The sequence below is a fragment of the Streptococcus porci DSM 23759 genome, from assembly GCF_000423765.1.
Taxonomy (GTDB): domain Bacteria; phylum Bacillota; class Bacilli; order Lactobacillales; family Streptococcaceae; genus Streptococcus; species Streptococcus porci.
On the sequence record NZ_AUIP01000014.1, the window covers coordinates 67109 to 82330 of the forward strand.

Below are 15222 nucleotides of genomic sequence, written 5' to 3' on the forward strand. Positions count from 1 at the left end.
ATGGTTAACAAAGTAGCAGAAAAGAAAATCTCAGACTATTTGAATCAAAACAGACAGTCGCTTGATGAAATCAATCAGCACATTTATGATGTTATAGCAATCAATCGACTAACCAATTCAGAAGTTGCAGCATTATTTACTGGTCTTATGCGTCAAGTATTATCGTCTGAACATAATACAAAACTATTGAGCAATCTTGGAATACAGATTGGGCAACTCAATCCGGAGCTTGTAACAAAGATTCAACAGATTCTCACAGAGGAATGGCTTGCTAGTCAGGGGTTGATCAAATGAATCTGATGACTCCTGAAATACTTGACAGGTTAGTCGAGCTAATCAGAGCCGACAAAGTCAAAGAGTTCTATTGGACCAAGGAGTGGCGAACCATTCGAAAGATACGTAGACGCTTAGACAATAACGAGTGTCAACGTTGCGTGCGAGCCGGTCGATACACACCAGCAAACATGGTACATCACAAGAAAGAAGTAAAACATCATCCAGAGTTAGCCTTGGAATTAGACAACACAGAATGTCTTTGCAATCCATGTCATAACCGAGAACATCCAGAAAAGTTGAATGGCTATCATCGTCGAAAATTCGACAACGAGGAACAGTGGTAAGCCCCCGGGTCAAACCAAATGGCTTTTCTAAAGGGGAAACGTGCAACGGGAAGGGGTACCTCGGAAAAGATATCTAGCGAAATTTTATCAAGAACAAAAAAACCTCACATGAAAGGAGAAATATGGCTGGTTTTTTAGAATACCCAGAATTTGATTGGGAACGCCCTTTGGTTGCTCAGAAAAAATATGTTAAGTCTCGTGATGATTTACGAATCAAGCTTATTCGTATTTTGCAGGAGCGTAAAAAATATGAGGAGCCATTTAAAGATTTAGTTGAGCAGTATATTTCCCTGTGGGAGACATCTCAACTTTTAAGACAGGATATAAAGTTGAATGGCATACGTATTAATGGTAAGAAAAATGATTCCGTATCTCTCCAAGTCAACGTCAATAAGCAGATGATGGTCATGCTTGAAAAATTAGGAATCGAAGCTAAGGAATTGAAGTCTGAGGATGGCGAAGACATTTAATTTTACCAGCGGAACTTCTCACATTGACGACTGGTTGAGAGATATTGTTACAGAGAAAAATCCTGTCTGTAAGGAAATTAAGCAGATGGCGGATTTGGTAATTGCTGCCATTTCTGATCCAGAAATTTATGTTGATGTAAAAAAGGCTGATAGTGTTGTTGATTTTATCAACAAATATCGCCCATATATGCTACAGCCTCCGCAACGATTTATTCATGCGGCAGTTAATGCTATCCGTTGGAAGAGCGATGACAGTTTGGTATTTCCCGAGCTGTTTTTATTATGTGCTCGTGGATTTGGTAAGAACAGTATTGCTTCTGATGAGGCTTTTTTTAAAACTAGCAATCGAAACGGTATTCGCGAGTACAATGTGGATATTGTTGCCAATAGCGAGGCTCAGGCTAAGACATCATTTGATGATGTTTACAATACGATTAAAGACCATGCTGTTTTGCAGAAGGCTTACAAGTTTTCCCAGACCTTAATTACTTTTATCAAATCTAGGTCTAAGATTAAATACCACACCTCAAATGCACGGACCAAGGATGGTCTTCGTCCTGGTTTGGTTATCTTTGATGAATTACATGAGTATTTGAATTATGACAATATCAATGTCTACATCAACGCTCTTGGTAAGGTTGCGGATGCTTCTGTGATGTATCTAACGACGGATGGTAAGGTTCGTGGTGCGGTACTGGATGATTACAAGCAGACTGCTAGGGATATTCTTTCAACTTGCGACTATCGTGCTGGGATGTTACCGATTTTGGCTAAGATTGATGCGTTTGAGGAATGGGAAGATGAGCTTGCTTGGATAAAGGCTAATCCGATGTTGCCATACTTGCCAACATTGCTGAAAGAGTACAGGAAAGCCTACAAGCGTGCTTTACGTAGCAAGGAGTTATTCCTAGACTTTATTACTAAGCGATGTAATTTCCCCTTGGAAGATACGACTCATGCAGTAGCTGAGTGGGATGATATTGTGGCAGCAAGCAGACCGTTACCAGATGATTTAGAGGGAATGGAGTGTGTGGGTGCAATTGACTATGCGGATGTTCGAGACTTTATCGGTGTAGGTCTCTTGTTTAGACGAGGGAAGATGCGGTATTGGTTACATCATACTTTTATTGTCTCAGAGGCTTTGAAAATCCAAGATTTTAAGATGGATTTTACAATTCCACAACATGAGGGACTGGTTACGATAGTTCCTGGAAAGGTTATGGATCCTAAGTATGTGGCTGATTGGTTTGTGAAGATGGCTGAGAAGTACAAGATTGTCAATATAGCGATGGATGATTTCCGAAAGGCACCAGTCAAAGAAGCGTTTGAAAATGCTGGATTGCCTATAGAAGTGGTTCGTAGTGGAGCTATTACTCACTCAAGGCTTGCCCCTACGGTTGATATGATGTTTGCGAATCATGAGATTGTGTTTGGAGAAGACCGTATGATGCGGTGGTACACAAATAATGTCTATGTTGATGTTGATGGTAAAGGGAACAAGACTTACAAAAAGATTGATCCAGAGAGGAGGAAGACAGATGGTTTTATGGCTTTGATTCATGCGATGTCAATTGAGGAACAGTTGGAGAAGAAGACTGTAAAAATTAATCGCAGATTGCGTAGTTTTACACGATAGGAGTTTTATATGTCTAAGCGAATTAAGAAAAAATATCGTCCATTTGTTTTGATTTGGAAGACGCTTGATTATCTAAATGGGAAAGTGGAGCGGTTGTTTGAGCTTCAGTTTCGTACTGATAAGTGTTTTGAGGAGTTGAATGATCGTTGTTGCAAGAATGCTGAAAGCACTAACGCTGAATTTTCGGCTCATTTGAAACGGATTGAGAAGTTAGAAAAAGAAGTTGAACGATTGAAGCGTCCCTGGTACAAGCGTAAGTAGGTTGCAAATTAGAAAAGGAGGTGGTCCACTTGGGGTGGTTAAATAATTTCTTTGGTTTTTTCGCCCGTGATGGTACTGTTAAGAAGGTTAGTCGTAAGGAGCTAGATGCTGCGGTTCGTCGGTCTGGTCAGCGAGTGCAGTTTATGGAATTTGCTCTGCAGATGTGTATTGACAAGATAGCCAATGCTTTGTCTTTGGCCAACTATGAAACCTACAACAACGGCAAGCTTCAGAAGGGTGATATTTGGTATCGGTTTAATTATGAGCCAAACCAAAATCAGACTCAGAATGAATTTCTTGCCGCTTTAATAGGTCAGATGGTCAAGAACTCAGATGGTGCTTTGGTTTTGATGCACAATGGTGAGTTCATTCTTGCGGAGAGCTTTGAAATTGACAAGAAAGCCTTTCGTCAAAATGTTTACAAGAACATCACGGTTGCTGGTGGACTGCAGTTGAATGCGGTCTATCAGGAAGAAGATGTTTTGCACTTTACCATGAATGATTCGAAGGTAAAAGGTTACTTGGATGACCTGTACTCGGAATATGGGAAGTTGATTGGTGGAGCGATTCGCAATTACAACAGGGGAAACGCTTTGAAACTTGGTCTGAATATTGGTACCTTGTTTGACCAGAAATACGGAAAGGCTGTTGTTGAGGTAGATGATGAAGGTAACGAGACAACGGAATATGATCTTATCATGGATGAGATGTATGAGAAGCGGTTTGCTGCTGTACTTTCTGATGAAGACTCAATCACTCCTTTAGAAGAAGGGCTTGGAATATCTAGCCTCGTTCAGACAAGTTCCAATACTAAGAGTGGGGCGGTAACTACTCGTGATATTTCCGATGTCATTATGGATGTTGTCCACTATGCTGCTGACGCTTTCTCGATTCCTCGTGGAATCATGAAAGGTGATGTGGCAGATGCAGAGGCGATTCGTGATAACTTTGTCAATTTCGGTGTACGTCCGTGGGCTGACGCAATTGAAACGGAAATTAATCGCAAGCTATACGGTAAGGAACATCTGGCTGTTGGCTCAAAATTTAAGATACAGACGAACACAATCCTAGTTTACAGCGCAGAGAAATTTGCGTCGGCTGGGGAAGCATTATTCCGAATCGGTGCTCTCAGTACAAACGAATTGAGGGATAAACTGGGAGAAGAGCCGATTGATGAGCCGTGGGCCAATCAATACTTTGTATCGTTAAACTATGCTAGGGCTGATGGTTCTGGTGATAATCTAAAGAAAGGAGAAGTGAAAGCTAGTGACAAAACACATTCCGTTTAAATTTGAGGCATCTGTCTCAAATGACGATAAGGCTGTATTATACCTACACGGTACTGTTGGTGGTTACTGGGAAGGGATTAACTTCAAGGATGTTCGCAATGCTTTGGCAGGTTTCCAAGGAAATGAAATTGAAGTACATATCAATTCTTACGGTGGTGATATGTTTGAGGGAATTGCAATCAAGAATTTCTTTAGTCAGCGTGATGAGACTGTGACGGTGATTATTGATGGTTTGGCTGCAAGTGCCGCATCTATCATTGCTATGGGTGCTGATAAGATTCTGATGCCAAAAGATACGCAGTTGATGATTCACAATCCATGGACATTTGCCTATGGCAATGCCAAGGAATTGCGTAAGGTGGCTGACGATTTGGACAAGGCCCAGGTATCTGTTGAAGAGACCTACCTTAAGCGTTTTAAGGGCGACAGAGAGGAGTTGAAAGCTCTTCTTGATGAGGAGACTTTCCTCACGGCTGATGAAGCAGTTACCTTGGGGCTTGCTGATGGTATTTATGGCGAAGGTGAGCCAGAAGAAGTGTCTAATGACGCTGAAAACAATGTCCTAGATAGCCTTATGGCTAAGTATGGGACTGATGAACATGAGGATAAGGGAAAGCGAAATATTGAACGCTTTGCCTTTTTATTTACACAAAAAAGAGGAGAACAATAATTATGTCATTGATTAACAACGATTTGAAGACAAACTTTGCTGAAGCTCGCGAACAATTGTTTGCTGCTTTGCGAACAGATAACGAGCAGGAGCAGAAACAAGCCTTTGAAAACTTTGTTACAGGTTTGGAAGCTAATGTATCTGAACAAGTTAAGGCTGCTGCTGCGGAGTTTCAAGAAGGGGTACAAGATGAGTCTATCCTTGCCGAACGTGGACTTCGTCGGAAATTGACATCCGCTGAACGTAAATTTTTCAGTGAAGCAGCTCAAAAACAAAAAATCACTGGTTTAGATCAGATGTTCCCAGAAACTATCATTGAAGATGTGTATCGTAATTTGGTACAAGAACACCCTCTGTTGTCTTTGATTGATATGCAGGTTGGCGATGTGGAAACTGCATTTATTTACGGTGACTCGACTAAGAAACGTGCTTTCTGGGGGATAATTCCTGAGAATATCCAACAAATTCTTTTGGATTCGTTCAAACGATTGGATATTTCTCAATCACAACTTTCTGGCTATATTGCAGTTCCGAAGGGGTACTACAAACTTGGCCCATCTTGGTTGGCTAGTTATGTCATCACATTCTTGCAAGAAGTAATGGCAGCATCTCTTGAAGAGGCCGTTGTAAATGGTGATGGTAAAGAAAAACCTTTAGGCATGATGCGAAAACTCTCAGGAGATTCCGGTGGTGTCTATCCGGAAAAACAGGCCATCGAATTAGCTGATTTGACACCGTCAACTCTTGCTGGTATTCGCGCTGCACTTGCCAAAGCTAAAACAGATAATGGCCAAGTGGCTGTGCTTGTCAATCCGATGACCTACTGGTCGAAGGTATTTCCAAAACTTGCTTTCAGAACTGATGCAGGGGTATGGGTAACAACCCAACTGCCGACTGGAGAGACAATTATTCCATTGCATGCTGTTACAGAAAACAAGCTCGTTTTTGGTGTTCCGTATAACTACTTACTAGTTGTTGCAGGTAGCGTTGAAATCCAAGAATACCGTGAGACTCTAGCACTTCAAAATCTTGATTTGCACATCGCTCAATTCTTTGGTAAAGGGATTGCCAAGAATGAAAATGCATTCTTTGTGGCAGATATTTCTAGCGTTGCAGGTGCGACAATCCCAGATTTGGAAGGTCCAGCTACTATCGTCAAAGAAGATACTATTAATCCTAAGGTGTCTATTTAGTGAAAGGGGAACGAAACATGGAACTGATTAAGGTTGAAGTAACGGAAGAATTTTTCGATAAGGTTGCTCAGCTTGACCGTACTTTTGGGGATGTCTTCGAGGTGGATGCTGAACGCCTCGAAGTCCTCTTGGGAGAGAATAGCGAAAAGCGTGCATTTGTCAAGGTATTGGATGAAAGTGAAGCTGAAACAGACTATAGCAAGTTGAAGACGGATGAAATCAAGGCTTTATTGACCGAAAAAGGTATTGAATTTGATAAGGCAGCTAAAAAGTCTGATTTGATTGCTCTATTGACTGTTGCAGAGTAGCTGGAGGTGTCTAGGTGAGTGAAGATTTGAGTAGTGTGCTTCTTGAACCTATAAAATCGCACTTGCGTGTGACCTGGGATAGTCAAGATAGCGAGATTAAGGAATACATCGAAGAAGGGATAGCCCTTATCGATGGTATCTGTGGCGAGTCGGACTACTCTGTATCTGGCTTGCCTAGGGTGCTGTTGAAAGCGTATTGTCGTCGGGCTTGGTCTGGCAATACTTCCATGTTCGAGGAAGATTACAGAAGACAGTTATTGCGTCTCCAACATGAAAATGGTGTGAGGCGATTGAGGAGGAAGGGTAATGAGTAAAAAAGGTGATTATCAACCACTCAATGATGGACTACTTGAATATGGAGATTTGACCACCAAGCGTGACAAGGATACGGCTAAGAAAATCGGTGAAGAGTTGACGACTAGGGGGAGATTGTACTTTGGTTACAAGTCCATTGTAGCCAAGTATGATAGCTACTTGGTATCAAATCTATCTGCAGTAGATATCAAGGTCCAATGCTACTATGTGCAAGACTTTCAGAAGTCGCATAAAGTACGGATAAAGGATGAACTTTTTGCAGTTGAGTCGGTGGATGTTGATAATCGGCAAGAGTATATGTATCTATTTCTGAGAAAGGTAGGGTACTGGGATGGTGGAAATTATATCCAAACCTCTGGATCTAAGTAGGATTGTTGAGGTGATTCGTGGGACTGGTTTTCCTTGCTTTGGGTTAGATATGGGAAGGGACGAGGTGGCAGACAACCCGTCCTTCTTTCTGTACTCTGACGATGGTGGATTGACACCTGGTACACATGCTAATCAATACAAGCGGGCTTTCACAGTCATGTTTGTTACTCGTGAGAGTGCTAGTTTTGATGATGTGAGTCTGATTGAGCGATTGAAAGACTGTCGGTTGATTTTCGATAGTTCTGAAATTGACAAGGGCAACTTGGTCAATACAGACAAGCAGGTGACGGCTACGACGCTTAATTTTCACCAATTGATTCGGATAGAGAGGTAATTTATGGCAAATAAGGCTACGCTTGATTTTTCGGGGTCTCAGCGTTTAGCCGAAGCAATGGTTAAAATTCCTAATAAGTCTGAGGAGGTCGTCAATCGTGTCCTGAAAAATAAAGGGACTAAAGAAGTCATGCAGGGGATTGTTGGCTTTATGCCGGTAAGCGACCGTAACAAGAAACATGCTAAATTTTCTAATCCGCTGAAGGAGCGGATATTTAATTTGGGTTTTGATATTGTAGCCAGAGGGGGCGCCGCTAATAAGCGGGGCTCTTTTGGTTATTTGGTTTTCCCGAACGAAGGGAGAGGCCCACACAATCCCATTGCACAAGCTTTCTTTGAAAGAGGTTTGTCTGATAGGGAAGATATTGTGTTTGATTACGTGCTGGATGAACTCATCCGAGCGCAGGAAGAACTTTTAAGTGTCTAGGAGGCAAAAATGGATTTAACTAAACAATTTGACCAATTTGAGATTACGAATGGTCAATTTCGCAAGATGGCAAAGAGTCAACTGGAAGTTGCTAAAAAATTAGGTTGTACGGGTGCACTGTCTGTCGAAGCGGAAACTAAGACTATTACAAAGAAGTGCGAAGGCAAAACAGCCAAGGAAGTGATTATCGTTGATAAGCTCAACTGTACCTTTACAGGTCACATGCCAGTAGGCGTTCTTCGTGATGTCTTTGGATTAACCAATGATGAGCTCAAAGAGGGCATCTATGGGTACAAGACGACGTCAACTGGTGCTAGCGGGAACGTTACGTGGGATGTGTACGACATTGGGCGTGAAAGTCGTAAGGTCATCGCTTTCCCAAACATCACTTTTACCAGTGGTCTCAAAATTAACATCACCAACGGTGAAGAAGAAATCGCTGAGGTGGAAATTCCGTTTACAGCGATGGCAGATGAAAATAATTGTCTCTACTACGAAGGCTTTGCAGATGACATCTCAGATGAGCCTACGCTTAAGGCTTGGAACACTAATTTTACGTCTGAACTTGTCAAGAAGGCTGTTATTTAACTAAGGAAAGGTGGCTATCATGTCAGAACAAAATGAATTGATCACACGCATTGAATTGACCAATGGGGAATTTGTGCCGATTCAGACACGGATTTCTCTTGCTGATTTTCAGCGAGCGCAGAAGGAAGGTTTGATGAGTAAGCATATGTTAAATGATATACTTGCGCGCCGCAAGGGTAATTCAGCGTTTAATGCAAATGACTACTTAAACGGTGTTTTTGTGGCTTATCGTGCTGCAGGAGGTGAATTAGGTTATCAAGCATTCTTAGATGTCTGTCCATTTGACCTGGAACTTCTTGGGGCCATCTTTGGCCAAATCATGACGGGTGGTAAACCAGTCAAGAAAAGTCAGTTGAATGTTGCTTTTGAGGCTGCTACAAAAAAGTAAGTGGCAAGGATAAGCAAAAACCTAAACGGATTCCAAAAATTAATTGGGATGAAGTTAGTCTGTATGATGTGGTTTGCTACTATGCTTTTGCGTTTGATTTAGGCGTTGATTTTGTAATGCAGGCTCCAATCCATGATTTGGAAGTTATTGCTGCGACAAAGGTAGCCATTGAAAACTTTAAAAACAGTGATTAAAGAGGTGCTGAGATTGCCATTCTAAGGTAATTTCAGCCTTTTTTGTAGGTAATTAATCAAAGAAAGGAGGTAAAATGGCTGGAAAATCAGAGGTTAAGGTAACTTATAAGGTCTTAAATGCTGAATTTAATCGTGGAATCACCGAAATGAACGGGAAGATTACCGCTTTGAATAAAGAATTGAGGCTTCAGCAGGAACAGCTTAGATTAACAGGTAGTGCCACGGATAAGCTGGAAGCTAGTTTAACTAAATTATCGTCAGAGTATGAGATTGCTCAGCAGAAGACAAAGTTGACGCAACAGGCTCTTGAAGAGGTTACTCGTCTCACTGGTGAAAATTCGAAAGAGACACAGACGTGGACGAATAAGCTACTAGATGCTAAGCGTAACGAGGAATACCTTAAAAATGCAATTGAGCAGACCACTCAGGCTCTTGCAAAGGAAAAACAGGCGACCAGTGAATCTGCCAGAGCTTCTGAAGAACGTAAAAACAAGCTGACTGCCTTGAAGTCTGAGCAGGATAGGCTTGCTGATGCCACCGAAAAGACAAAAGCTAAGTATGATTTAGAACGTGCTGAGCTTAAGTTAAATGCTAGTGAATCTGACAAGCTCAAAATCAAAAAGCGCGAGCTTGCCGAACAGATGGAAAATACTGGTAAGCAGGTTGAAAATCTCGAGAAGCAACTGGAGCTTGCTAAGGCTGAGTATGGTGAAAGCAGTGCAGAGGTTGACAAGCTTGAGACAGAGTTGTTGCAGTCTAAGACTGCTTTCCAGGAGTATGCGAATGAAGCTAAGAAAGCCAACGATACTTTAGGTCATTTTGGAGATAAGGCTAAGGACATCGGTGGCAAGCTGACTGGTGTTGGAAAGAGTCTGACGGCTGGTCTGACTGTCCCTATATTGGCTGGTGCAGGTATTGCTATCAAATCGGCAAGTGACTTTGAGAGTGCTTTTGCAGGTGTTACGAAGACAAATAACGAGGTTGTCGATGCCAATGGCAAGGTAATCTTGAGTTATGATGATTTACGTCAAGGCATCCGAGACATGTCTAAGGAAATTCCTGCGACAACCACTGAAATTTCTGCGGTAGCTGAGGCGGCTGGACAGTTGGGGATTAAGACCGAGAATGTCCTTGGTTTTACTCGCACCATGATTGACATGGGGCAATCTACTAATTTGTCATCTGAAGAGGCTGCGAATGCGTTGGCAAGGCTTGCCAACATCACGCAGATGCCACAAGATAAGTTTGATGAGCTTGGGTCCACCATTGTTTCGCTTGGAAATAATTTTGCGACCACTGAGTCAGAAATTTTAGATATGGGGCTACGTTTGGCTGGAACCGGCAATCTAGTCGGCCTTACTGAGGCTCAGACAATGGGTCTGGCGGCCGCTATGTCTTCAGTTGGTATTAATGCCGAGGCTGGGGGCTCTGCGATGAGCCGTGTCATGCAAAAGGTCAATACTGCAGTTATTGAAGGTGGTGAGGGTCTTGAAAACTTCGCCGCATTAGCTGGAACAAGTGCGGCTGAATTTGCGACGATGTGGCAGGAGCGACCTCAGGATGCGATTGTGGCACTTGTCAAAGGTCTTGGCCGTATCAAAGACGAGGGAGGAAACGTAACAGGAACACTCAAGGACTTGGGCGTGGAATCCGTCAACGAAATTGATGCGATGCAACGTTTGGCGGGAGCAGGTGATTTGCTGAAAGAATCTTTTGCTCAATCATCTCGAGCTTTTGAAGAAAATTCAGCTTTATCAGAAGAGGCTCAGAAGCGCTATGAGACTTTTGAGAGCAAATTAACCATTGTCAAAAATAAATTGAGCGATATTGCCATTGAATTTGGTGGTCCGTTGATGGATGCAGTGTCTGAAGCTTTAGATGCCATGGATCCATTATTTGATTTTTTGGCAGATTTAGCGGAAGGTTTTGCCAAAATGCCGGATAGTATGCAGCAGACCATCGTTGTCATTGGTGGGATTGTTGCTGCGCTCGGTCCGATTTTGGTTGTCATTGGTCAGATTGCTACTGGAATTGGTGCGATTGCTTCCTTATTTGGGACGGGAGGGGCTTTAGCTGGTGTAGGAACCTTTATTACAGGTACGCTCATGCCAGCTATTGGGACTTTTCTAAGCACTATTTTAAGCTGGCCAGCTTTAATTGGTGCCGCGATAGCAGGTATTGTCTATCTGGTTGTGACCAATTGGGACACTATAAAGGAGTATTTAGCGACATTTTGGGCTTGGCTTCAGGAAGTTTTTGGACCAATTGGTGAATGGTTTGCTGAGAAGTGGCAGGTAGTGAAGGATAAGACTATTGAAATTTGGACAAGTCTGACAACGTGGTTGACAGAGATGTGGACAAATTTCATTGTAATGGTAACACCGATATGGGAGACCTTCAAAAACGTCTTTCTCTTTTTATGGGAGGCCATTAAGGAGATTTTTAATATCGCTTGGTTATCCATTTCTACGCCACTAATCTTGGCGTGGAACGTTTTTGTTTCACTGGCGCAGGCCATTTGGCAAGGGCTTGCAGACTTTTTTAGCCCGTTATGGGACGGTATAAAATCCGTTTTTACTTCAACGTGGGAGTCAATTGTTGGCTTTGTCAGTCCGTTGTGGGATAATTTGTCAAAATCTGCTCAGACGATTTTTACCGCTATTTCCGCTTTCTTGTCAACGACTTGGAATACGGTTTCAAGTGTGGCGAGAAGTGTGTGGTCCGGCATCTCAAGTTTCTTGTCTGGTTTGTGGTCCGGCATCAAAAACACGGTTTCGTCTGTGTTTAATTCGATTTCTAGTACGATTTCCAATGTTTGGTCCGGTGTTAAAAATGCCACGTCAAACGCCTGGAACGGGATAAAAAATGTAGCTTCAGGGGTGTGGAATTCCATGTCTAGCACGGTCTCGTCCGTATTTAGTTCGATTTCAGGGACTGTCTCGCGGATTTGGGGAAATATCAAGTCAACCATATCAAACACCATCAACGGTGCAAGAGACACGGTCTCAAACGCAATCAATAGAATCAAGGGCTTCTTTAACTTTTCTTGGAGTCTGCCACATTTGAAATTACCGCATGTGACAATTTCGGGGAAATTTAGTTTGGTTCCACCAAGCGTGCCTCATTTTGGAATTTCATGGTATAAGGATGGTGGGGTCATGATGAATCCGACTGTCTTTGGTCGAAACGGTAATAATTTGATGGTTGGTGGTGAAGCTGGTCCAGAGGCGGTATTACCGCTGACAACTAAAGTACTTGGTGAGATTGGTCGTGCGCAGTTTGCTGCAGCTGGTATGGCTGGTCAGCAAGAAATCATCGTTAACAACGAAATCCATATGACTGCGAATGTTGACAGTGATTACGGGAGTGATCGCTTTTTTGACAAGGTTGACAAGTGGATTGCGAACAAGTCTAACATGCGCCAGTTTGCAACTGGTGGTGTTGGTTAACCAGAGAGGGGTTTGCCTCTCGACTTTTAGGAGGTGCAAATGCTTAAAACGTTTTTAGATGGTAAGTTTCCTGATGATTTGCCTTTTTGCTTGGCTGAGCGCCCAGCTATTCCGACAGCTGAAATGGCTTATGAGGATATAGAAATTCCTGGCCGAGATGGTAATCTGACGGTTGAAAATGGATACAAGGATATTGTCATTTCTTGCGAGTACAATCTTTTAGAGGCTTACAATATTAAGGGTCTTTTGCGACGCATTAAGGCTTTTTTTATTGGAAAAAAGGAGCTACGCTTTGATGATGATGTGGTCTTTTACAAAATCAAAAAGGTCGCTATTTCCGAGATTGACAATTCTGAGGCTGGGTATGGGAGTTTTACCGTATCATTTACCTGTGATCCATTTCAATACGAGGTGTCAGACACTATTTCAATGAGTACGCAAGGAACTCTCAAGAATCCAGGTGGTTATTTTTCAAGGCCTTACCTCAAGGTTTTTGGCTCTGGTACATTGTCCATCAATGGGATGTCTGTTGTTTTAAAAGATGTTTCTGACTATATTGAAATTGACTGCGAAGCTATGAATGCCTACAAAGGGACTGTTGATATGAACAGTCATATGACTGGGGAATTCCCAACTTTAAAGGTAGGAGACAATAAAATCTCATGGTCTGGGAATATCAGCCGGATTGAAGGGAAGGGGCGGTGGCGCTACGTATGATTACGCTTTATAAGGCAATTGAAACGAATTTTGAACACAATGGCCTAGGTGTCCTTAGCAATGAATCTAAGGCGGCGATTGTCGAGGAAGAAATCAACGGTCTTTACACGCTCAGTATGTCTTATCCGATTACAGGAAAATTTGGTAAAGTCCTTAAAAATCAGATGATTATCAAGGCTCCAACCCCTCAAGGTCCTCAACTTTTTAGGGTTTATAAGTGTGAGCCGTCGATGGGACAATTGGAAATTACGTGTCTCCATATCTTCTATGATTTGGCTTTTAACATAGTTGAAGATACCAATATTGTTAACAAGAGCGCCCAGGCTTGGCTTCAGCAGCTAGGAAGTAAGACACAGTATCGTCACGCTTTTCAGTTTTTCAGCAACATCTCAAGCGTTGCTAGTGCTCGCATCGTCCGCAAGAATATTGTCGAGGTGTTGCTTAATACTTCACTTGATAATAGCTTCGTCTCTCTTTTTGGTGGTGAGATTTTAAGGGATAATTTTAATATCTATTTTAATCAAGCCATTGGTCGAAATAACGGGTTTAAAATCATCCACAAGAAAAATCTCAAAGGCTACGAGGCTTTTATCGATGATCAAGAGGTTTTGACTCGAATCATGCCAATTGGCTTTGATGGTTTGCTTTTGCCTGAAAAATACGTGGATAGTCCTAGGATTGGTGACTATCCTTTTCCACGTATTGGGAAGGTAAAGGTTGATGTTAAGGCTGCTATTGGTGAGTATGCTGATGATGAGGATGCCCTTCCGATTGAAGAGGCTTACAAGAAGATGCGTCAGCTTGTTCGTGAACAATTTGGCACCATCGATGTTCCGAAAACATCCTATGATGTTGATTTTGTGGAACTTTCCAAAACAAAGGAGTATGAGGCTTTTCGCTTCATGGAAGAGGTTCATCTTGGTGATACGGTCAAAGTTGAACATCGTGAGGATAATTTTAAGGCAACTTCAAAGGTTATCAAATACCGATTTGATAGCTTGCGTCAGCGTTTTGAGTCCATTGAGCTTGGGCATTTCGTGTCTCGGGTATCAGACAACTCTATCAATGAAAAGCGAAGCCTTGAGCAACGGTTAGAGACTGTCAAGGAAGAGGCAGCAAACATGATCCAGTTGGCAGCCAATGGCAAAAACGCTATCTATCGTGGTGCAGAAAGGCCTACTAATGCGCAGGTCGGAGATCTTTGGTATGAACCAATTGGATACTCTGTGATTTTGAAACAGTGGTCTGGGACTGATTGGGAGGTTATTCCTATCAGCGATCAGAATCTAGGGAATGTCAATATTAATAACCTGAGTGGTAATGCTATCGATATTAAGCAGTTTCGGTTATCCAATGGTGAGACTGACATCATGTACGTTAATCATGATGGTGAAGCAGTATTAAATGTTAAGCATCTAAGCATTGATGCCACTCAGGTCGCTACAAAAAAAGACTTAGAAGCTATTGAATTAACTCAAGGTCCTGCTGGGAAGGGCATCGTTTCGACTGAGCTGCGATATCTTCTGACAAGCCAAGCCACTGGTGTTACTCGTAATGCGGGAGCTTGGGGGACAGTGGTGCAAACTCCAACCGCCACTCAGCGTTATGTTTGGGCGTATCGAATTGAACGATACAGTGACGGTACTAGCACGACTGGGGAACCTTATGTTTTATCAGTTTTTGGTGAAAAAGGTATCCAAGGATTATCGCATCATCTATTCACGACAAACTATCAATACAATCAAACCAGCATATCTCATTACAGTACGCCTGGTTATACAGGAACATGGGCAGTCAATGAGAATACAGGGTTAGTAAAAATTGGCGATACAGTCACTATGTCTGTTTATCACACAGAAAAATTGGGCTTAGTATATATATTGGCAACTGTTAAAGCTATCGCCAGTGATAGAAGTTTGACTACTGTTTCTAAAGGGTTGATTGATAAAGGTGAGAAAGGCACTGATGGTAGAACTTCATACATCCATTGGGCTT

The 15222-nt window shown here is 42.3% G+C and carries 19 protein-coding genes; all 19 read left to right on the top strand.

Annotated features, from left to right (window positions below; translation table 11 throughout):
* A complete protein-coding gene (locus tag G576_RS0106710) occupies positions 1–294 on the top strand; it encodes a hypothetical protein (RefSeq protein WP_027973954.1) in 294 nt (97 codons plus the stop codon).
* A gap of 5 nt (positions 295–299) precedes the next feature.
* On the top strand, positions 300–620 hold the full coding sequence (locus G576_RS14045; RefSeq protein ID WP_281168635.1) for an HNH endonuclease: 321 nt from the start codon (positions 300–302) through the stop codon (positions 618–620).
* 122 nt (positions 621–742) lie between these two features.
* Positions 743–1090: a hypothetical protein gene (locus tag G576_RS0106720; RefSeq protein ID WP_051178037.1), complete on the top strand. Its 348-nt coding sequence runs from the start codon at positions 743–745 to the stop codon at positions 1088–1090.
* Positions 1074–2726: a terminase TerL endonuclease subunit gene (locus G576_RS0106725; protein ID WP_027973957.1), complete on the top strand. Its 1653-nt coding sequence runs from the start codon at positions 1074–1076 to the stop codon at positions 2724–2726. The genes G576_RS0106720 and G576_RS0106725 overlap by 17 nt, the downstream gene beginning before the upstream one ends.
* 9 nt (positions 2727–2735) lie before the next feature.
* Positions 2736–2987, top strand: a complete 252-nt coding sequence (locus tag G576_RS0106730; RefSeq protein ID WP_027973958.1) for a hypothetical protein — start codon at positions 2736–2738, stop codon at positions 2985–2987.
* A gap of 29 nt (positions 2988–3016) precedes the next feature.
* Positions 3017–4276, top strand: coding sequence for a phage portal protein (locus G576_RS12485; protein ID WP_051178039.1), 1260 nt, complete (start codon positions 3017–3019; stop codon positions 4274–4276).
* Positions 4254–4946 (top strand): head maturation protease, ClpP-related, encoded by a 693-nt coding sequence (locus tag G576_RS0106740; RefSeq protein ID WP_027973959.1) that lies wholly within the window; start codon positions 4254–4256, stop codon positions 4944–4946. Before G576_RS12485 ends, G576_RS0106740 begins: the two co-directional genes overlap by 23 nt.
* A gap of 2 nt (positions 4947–4948) precedes the next feature.
* Positions 4949–6139, top strand: coding sequence for a phage major capsid protein (locus tag G576_RS0106745; protein ID WP_027973960.1), 1191 nt, complete (start codon positions 4949–4951; stop codon positions 6137–6139).
* Between the two features lie 17 nt (positions 6140–6156).
* Positions 6157–6447 (top strand): HeH/LEM domain-containing protein, encoded by a 291-nt coding sequence (locus tag G576_RS12490; protein ID WP_037618663.1) that lies wholly within the window; start codon positions 6157–6159, stop codon positions 6445–6447.
* Positions 6448–6461: 14 nt separating this feature from the next.
* Positions 6462–6761, top strand: coding sequence for a phage head-tail connector protein (locus tag G576_RS0106755; RefSeq protein WP_027973961.1), 300 nt, complete (start codon positions 6462–6464; stop codon positions 6759–6761).
* The gene (locus G576_RS0106760) at positions 6754–7131 is read left to right on the top strand and encodes a hypothetical protein (protein ID WP_024414935.1); all 378 of its coding nucleotides are present in this window, start codon (positions 6754–6756) and stop codon (positions 7129–7131) included. Before G576_RS0106755 ends, G576_RS0106760 begins: the two co-directional genes overlap by 8 nt.
* 10 nt (positions 7132–7141) lie before the next feature.
* Entirely contained in the window at positions 7142–7465 is a 324-nt protein-coding gene (locus G576_RS0106765; protein WP_245563021.1) for a hypothetical protein, read from the top strand.
* Between the two features lie 3 nt (positions 7466–7468).
* Positions 7469–7891: a hypothetical protein gene (locus G576_RS0106770; protein ID WP_027973962.1), complete on the top strand. Its 423-nt coding sequence runs from the start codon at positions 7469–7471 to the stop codon at positions 7889–7891.
* A gap of 9 nt (positions 7892–7900) precedes the next feature.
* Positions 7901–8479: a hypothetical protein gene (locus tag G576_RS0106775; RefSeq protein WP_027973963.1), complete on the top strand. Its 579-nt coding sequence runs from the start codon at positions 7901–7903 to the stop codon at positions 8477–8479.
* Positions 8480–8498: 19 nt separating this feature from the next.
* On the top strand, positions 8499–8867 hold the full coding sequence (locus tag G576_RS0106780; RefSeq protein WP_245563022.1) for a hypothetical protein: 369 nt from the start codon (positions 8499–8501) through the stop codon (positions 8865–8867).
* Between the two features lie 68 nt (positions 8868–8935).
* Positions 8936–9061, top strand: a complete 126-nt coding sequence (locus G576_RS14050) for a hypothetical protein (protein ID WP_281168633.1) — start codon at positions 8936–8938, stop codon at positions 9059–9061.
* A gap of 74 nt (positions 9062–9135) precedes the next feature.
* Positions 9136–12510 (top strand): phage tail tape measure protein, encoded by a 3375-nt coding sequence (locus G576_RS12495; protein WP_051178042.1) that lies wholly within the window; start codon positions 9136–9138, stop codon positions 12508–12510.
* A gap of 39 nt (positions 12511–12549) precedes the next feature.
* Positions 12550–13227, top strand: a complete 678-nt coding sequence (locus G576_RS0106795; protein ID WP_027973965.1) for a phage tail domain-containing protein — start codon at positions 12550–12552, stop codon at positions 13225–13227.
* Positions 13224–15222, top strand: a 1999-nt coding sequence (locus G576_RS13015; protein ID WP_211218878.1) for a phage tail spike protein, incomplete at its 3' end; no start/stop codon positions are given. The genes G576_RS0106795 and G576_RS13015, both read left to right, overlap by 4 nt.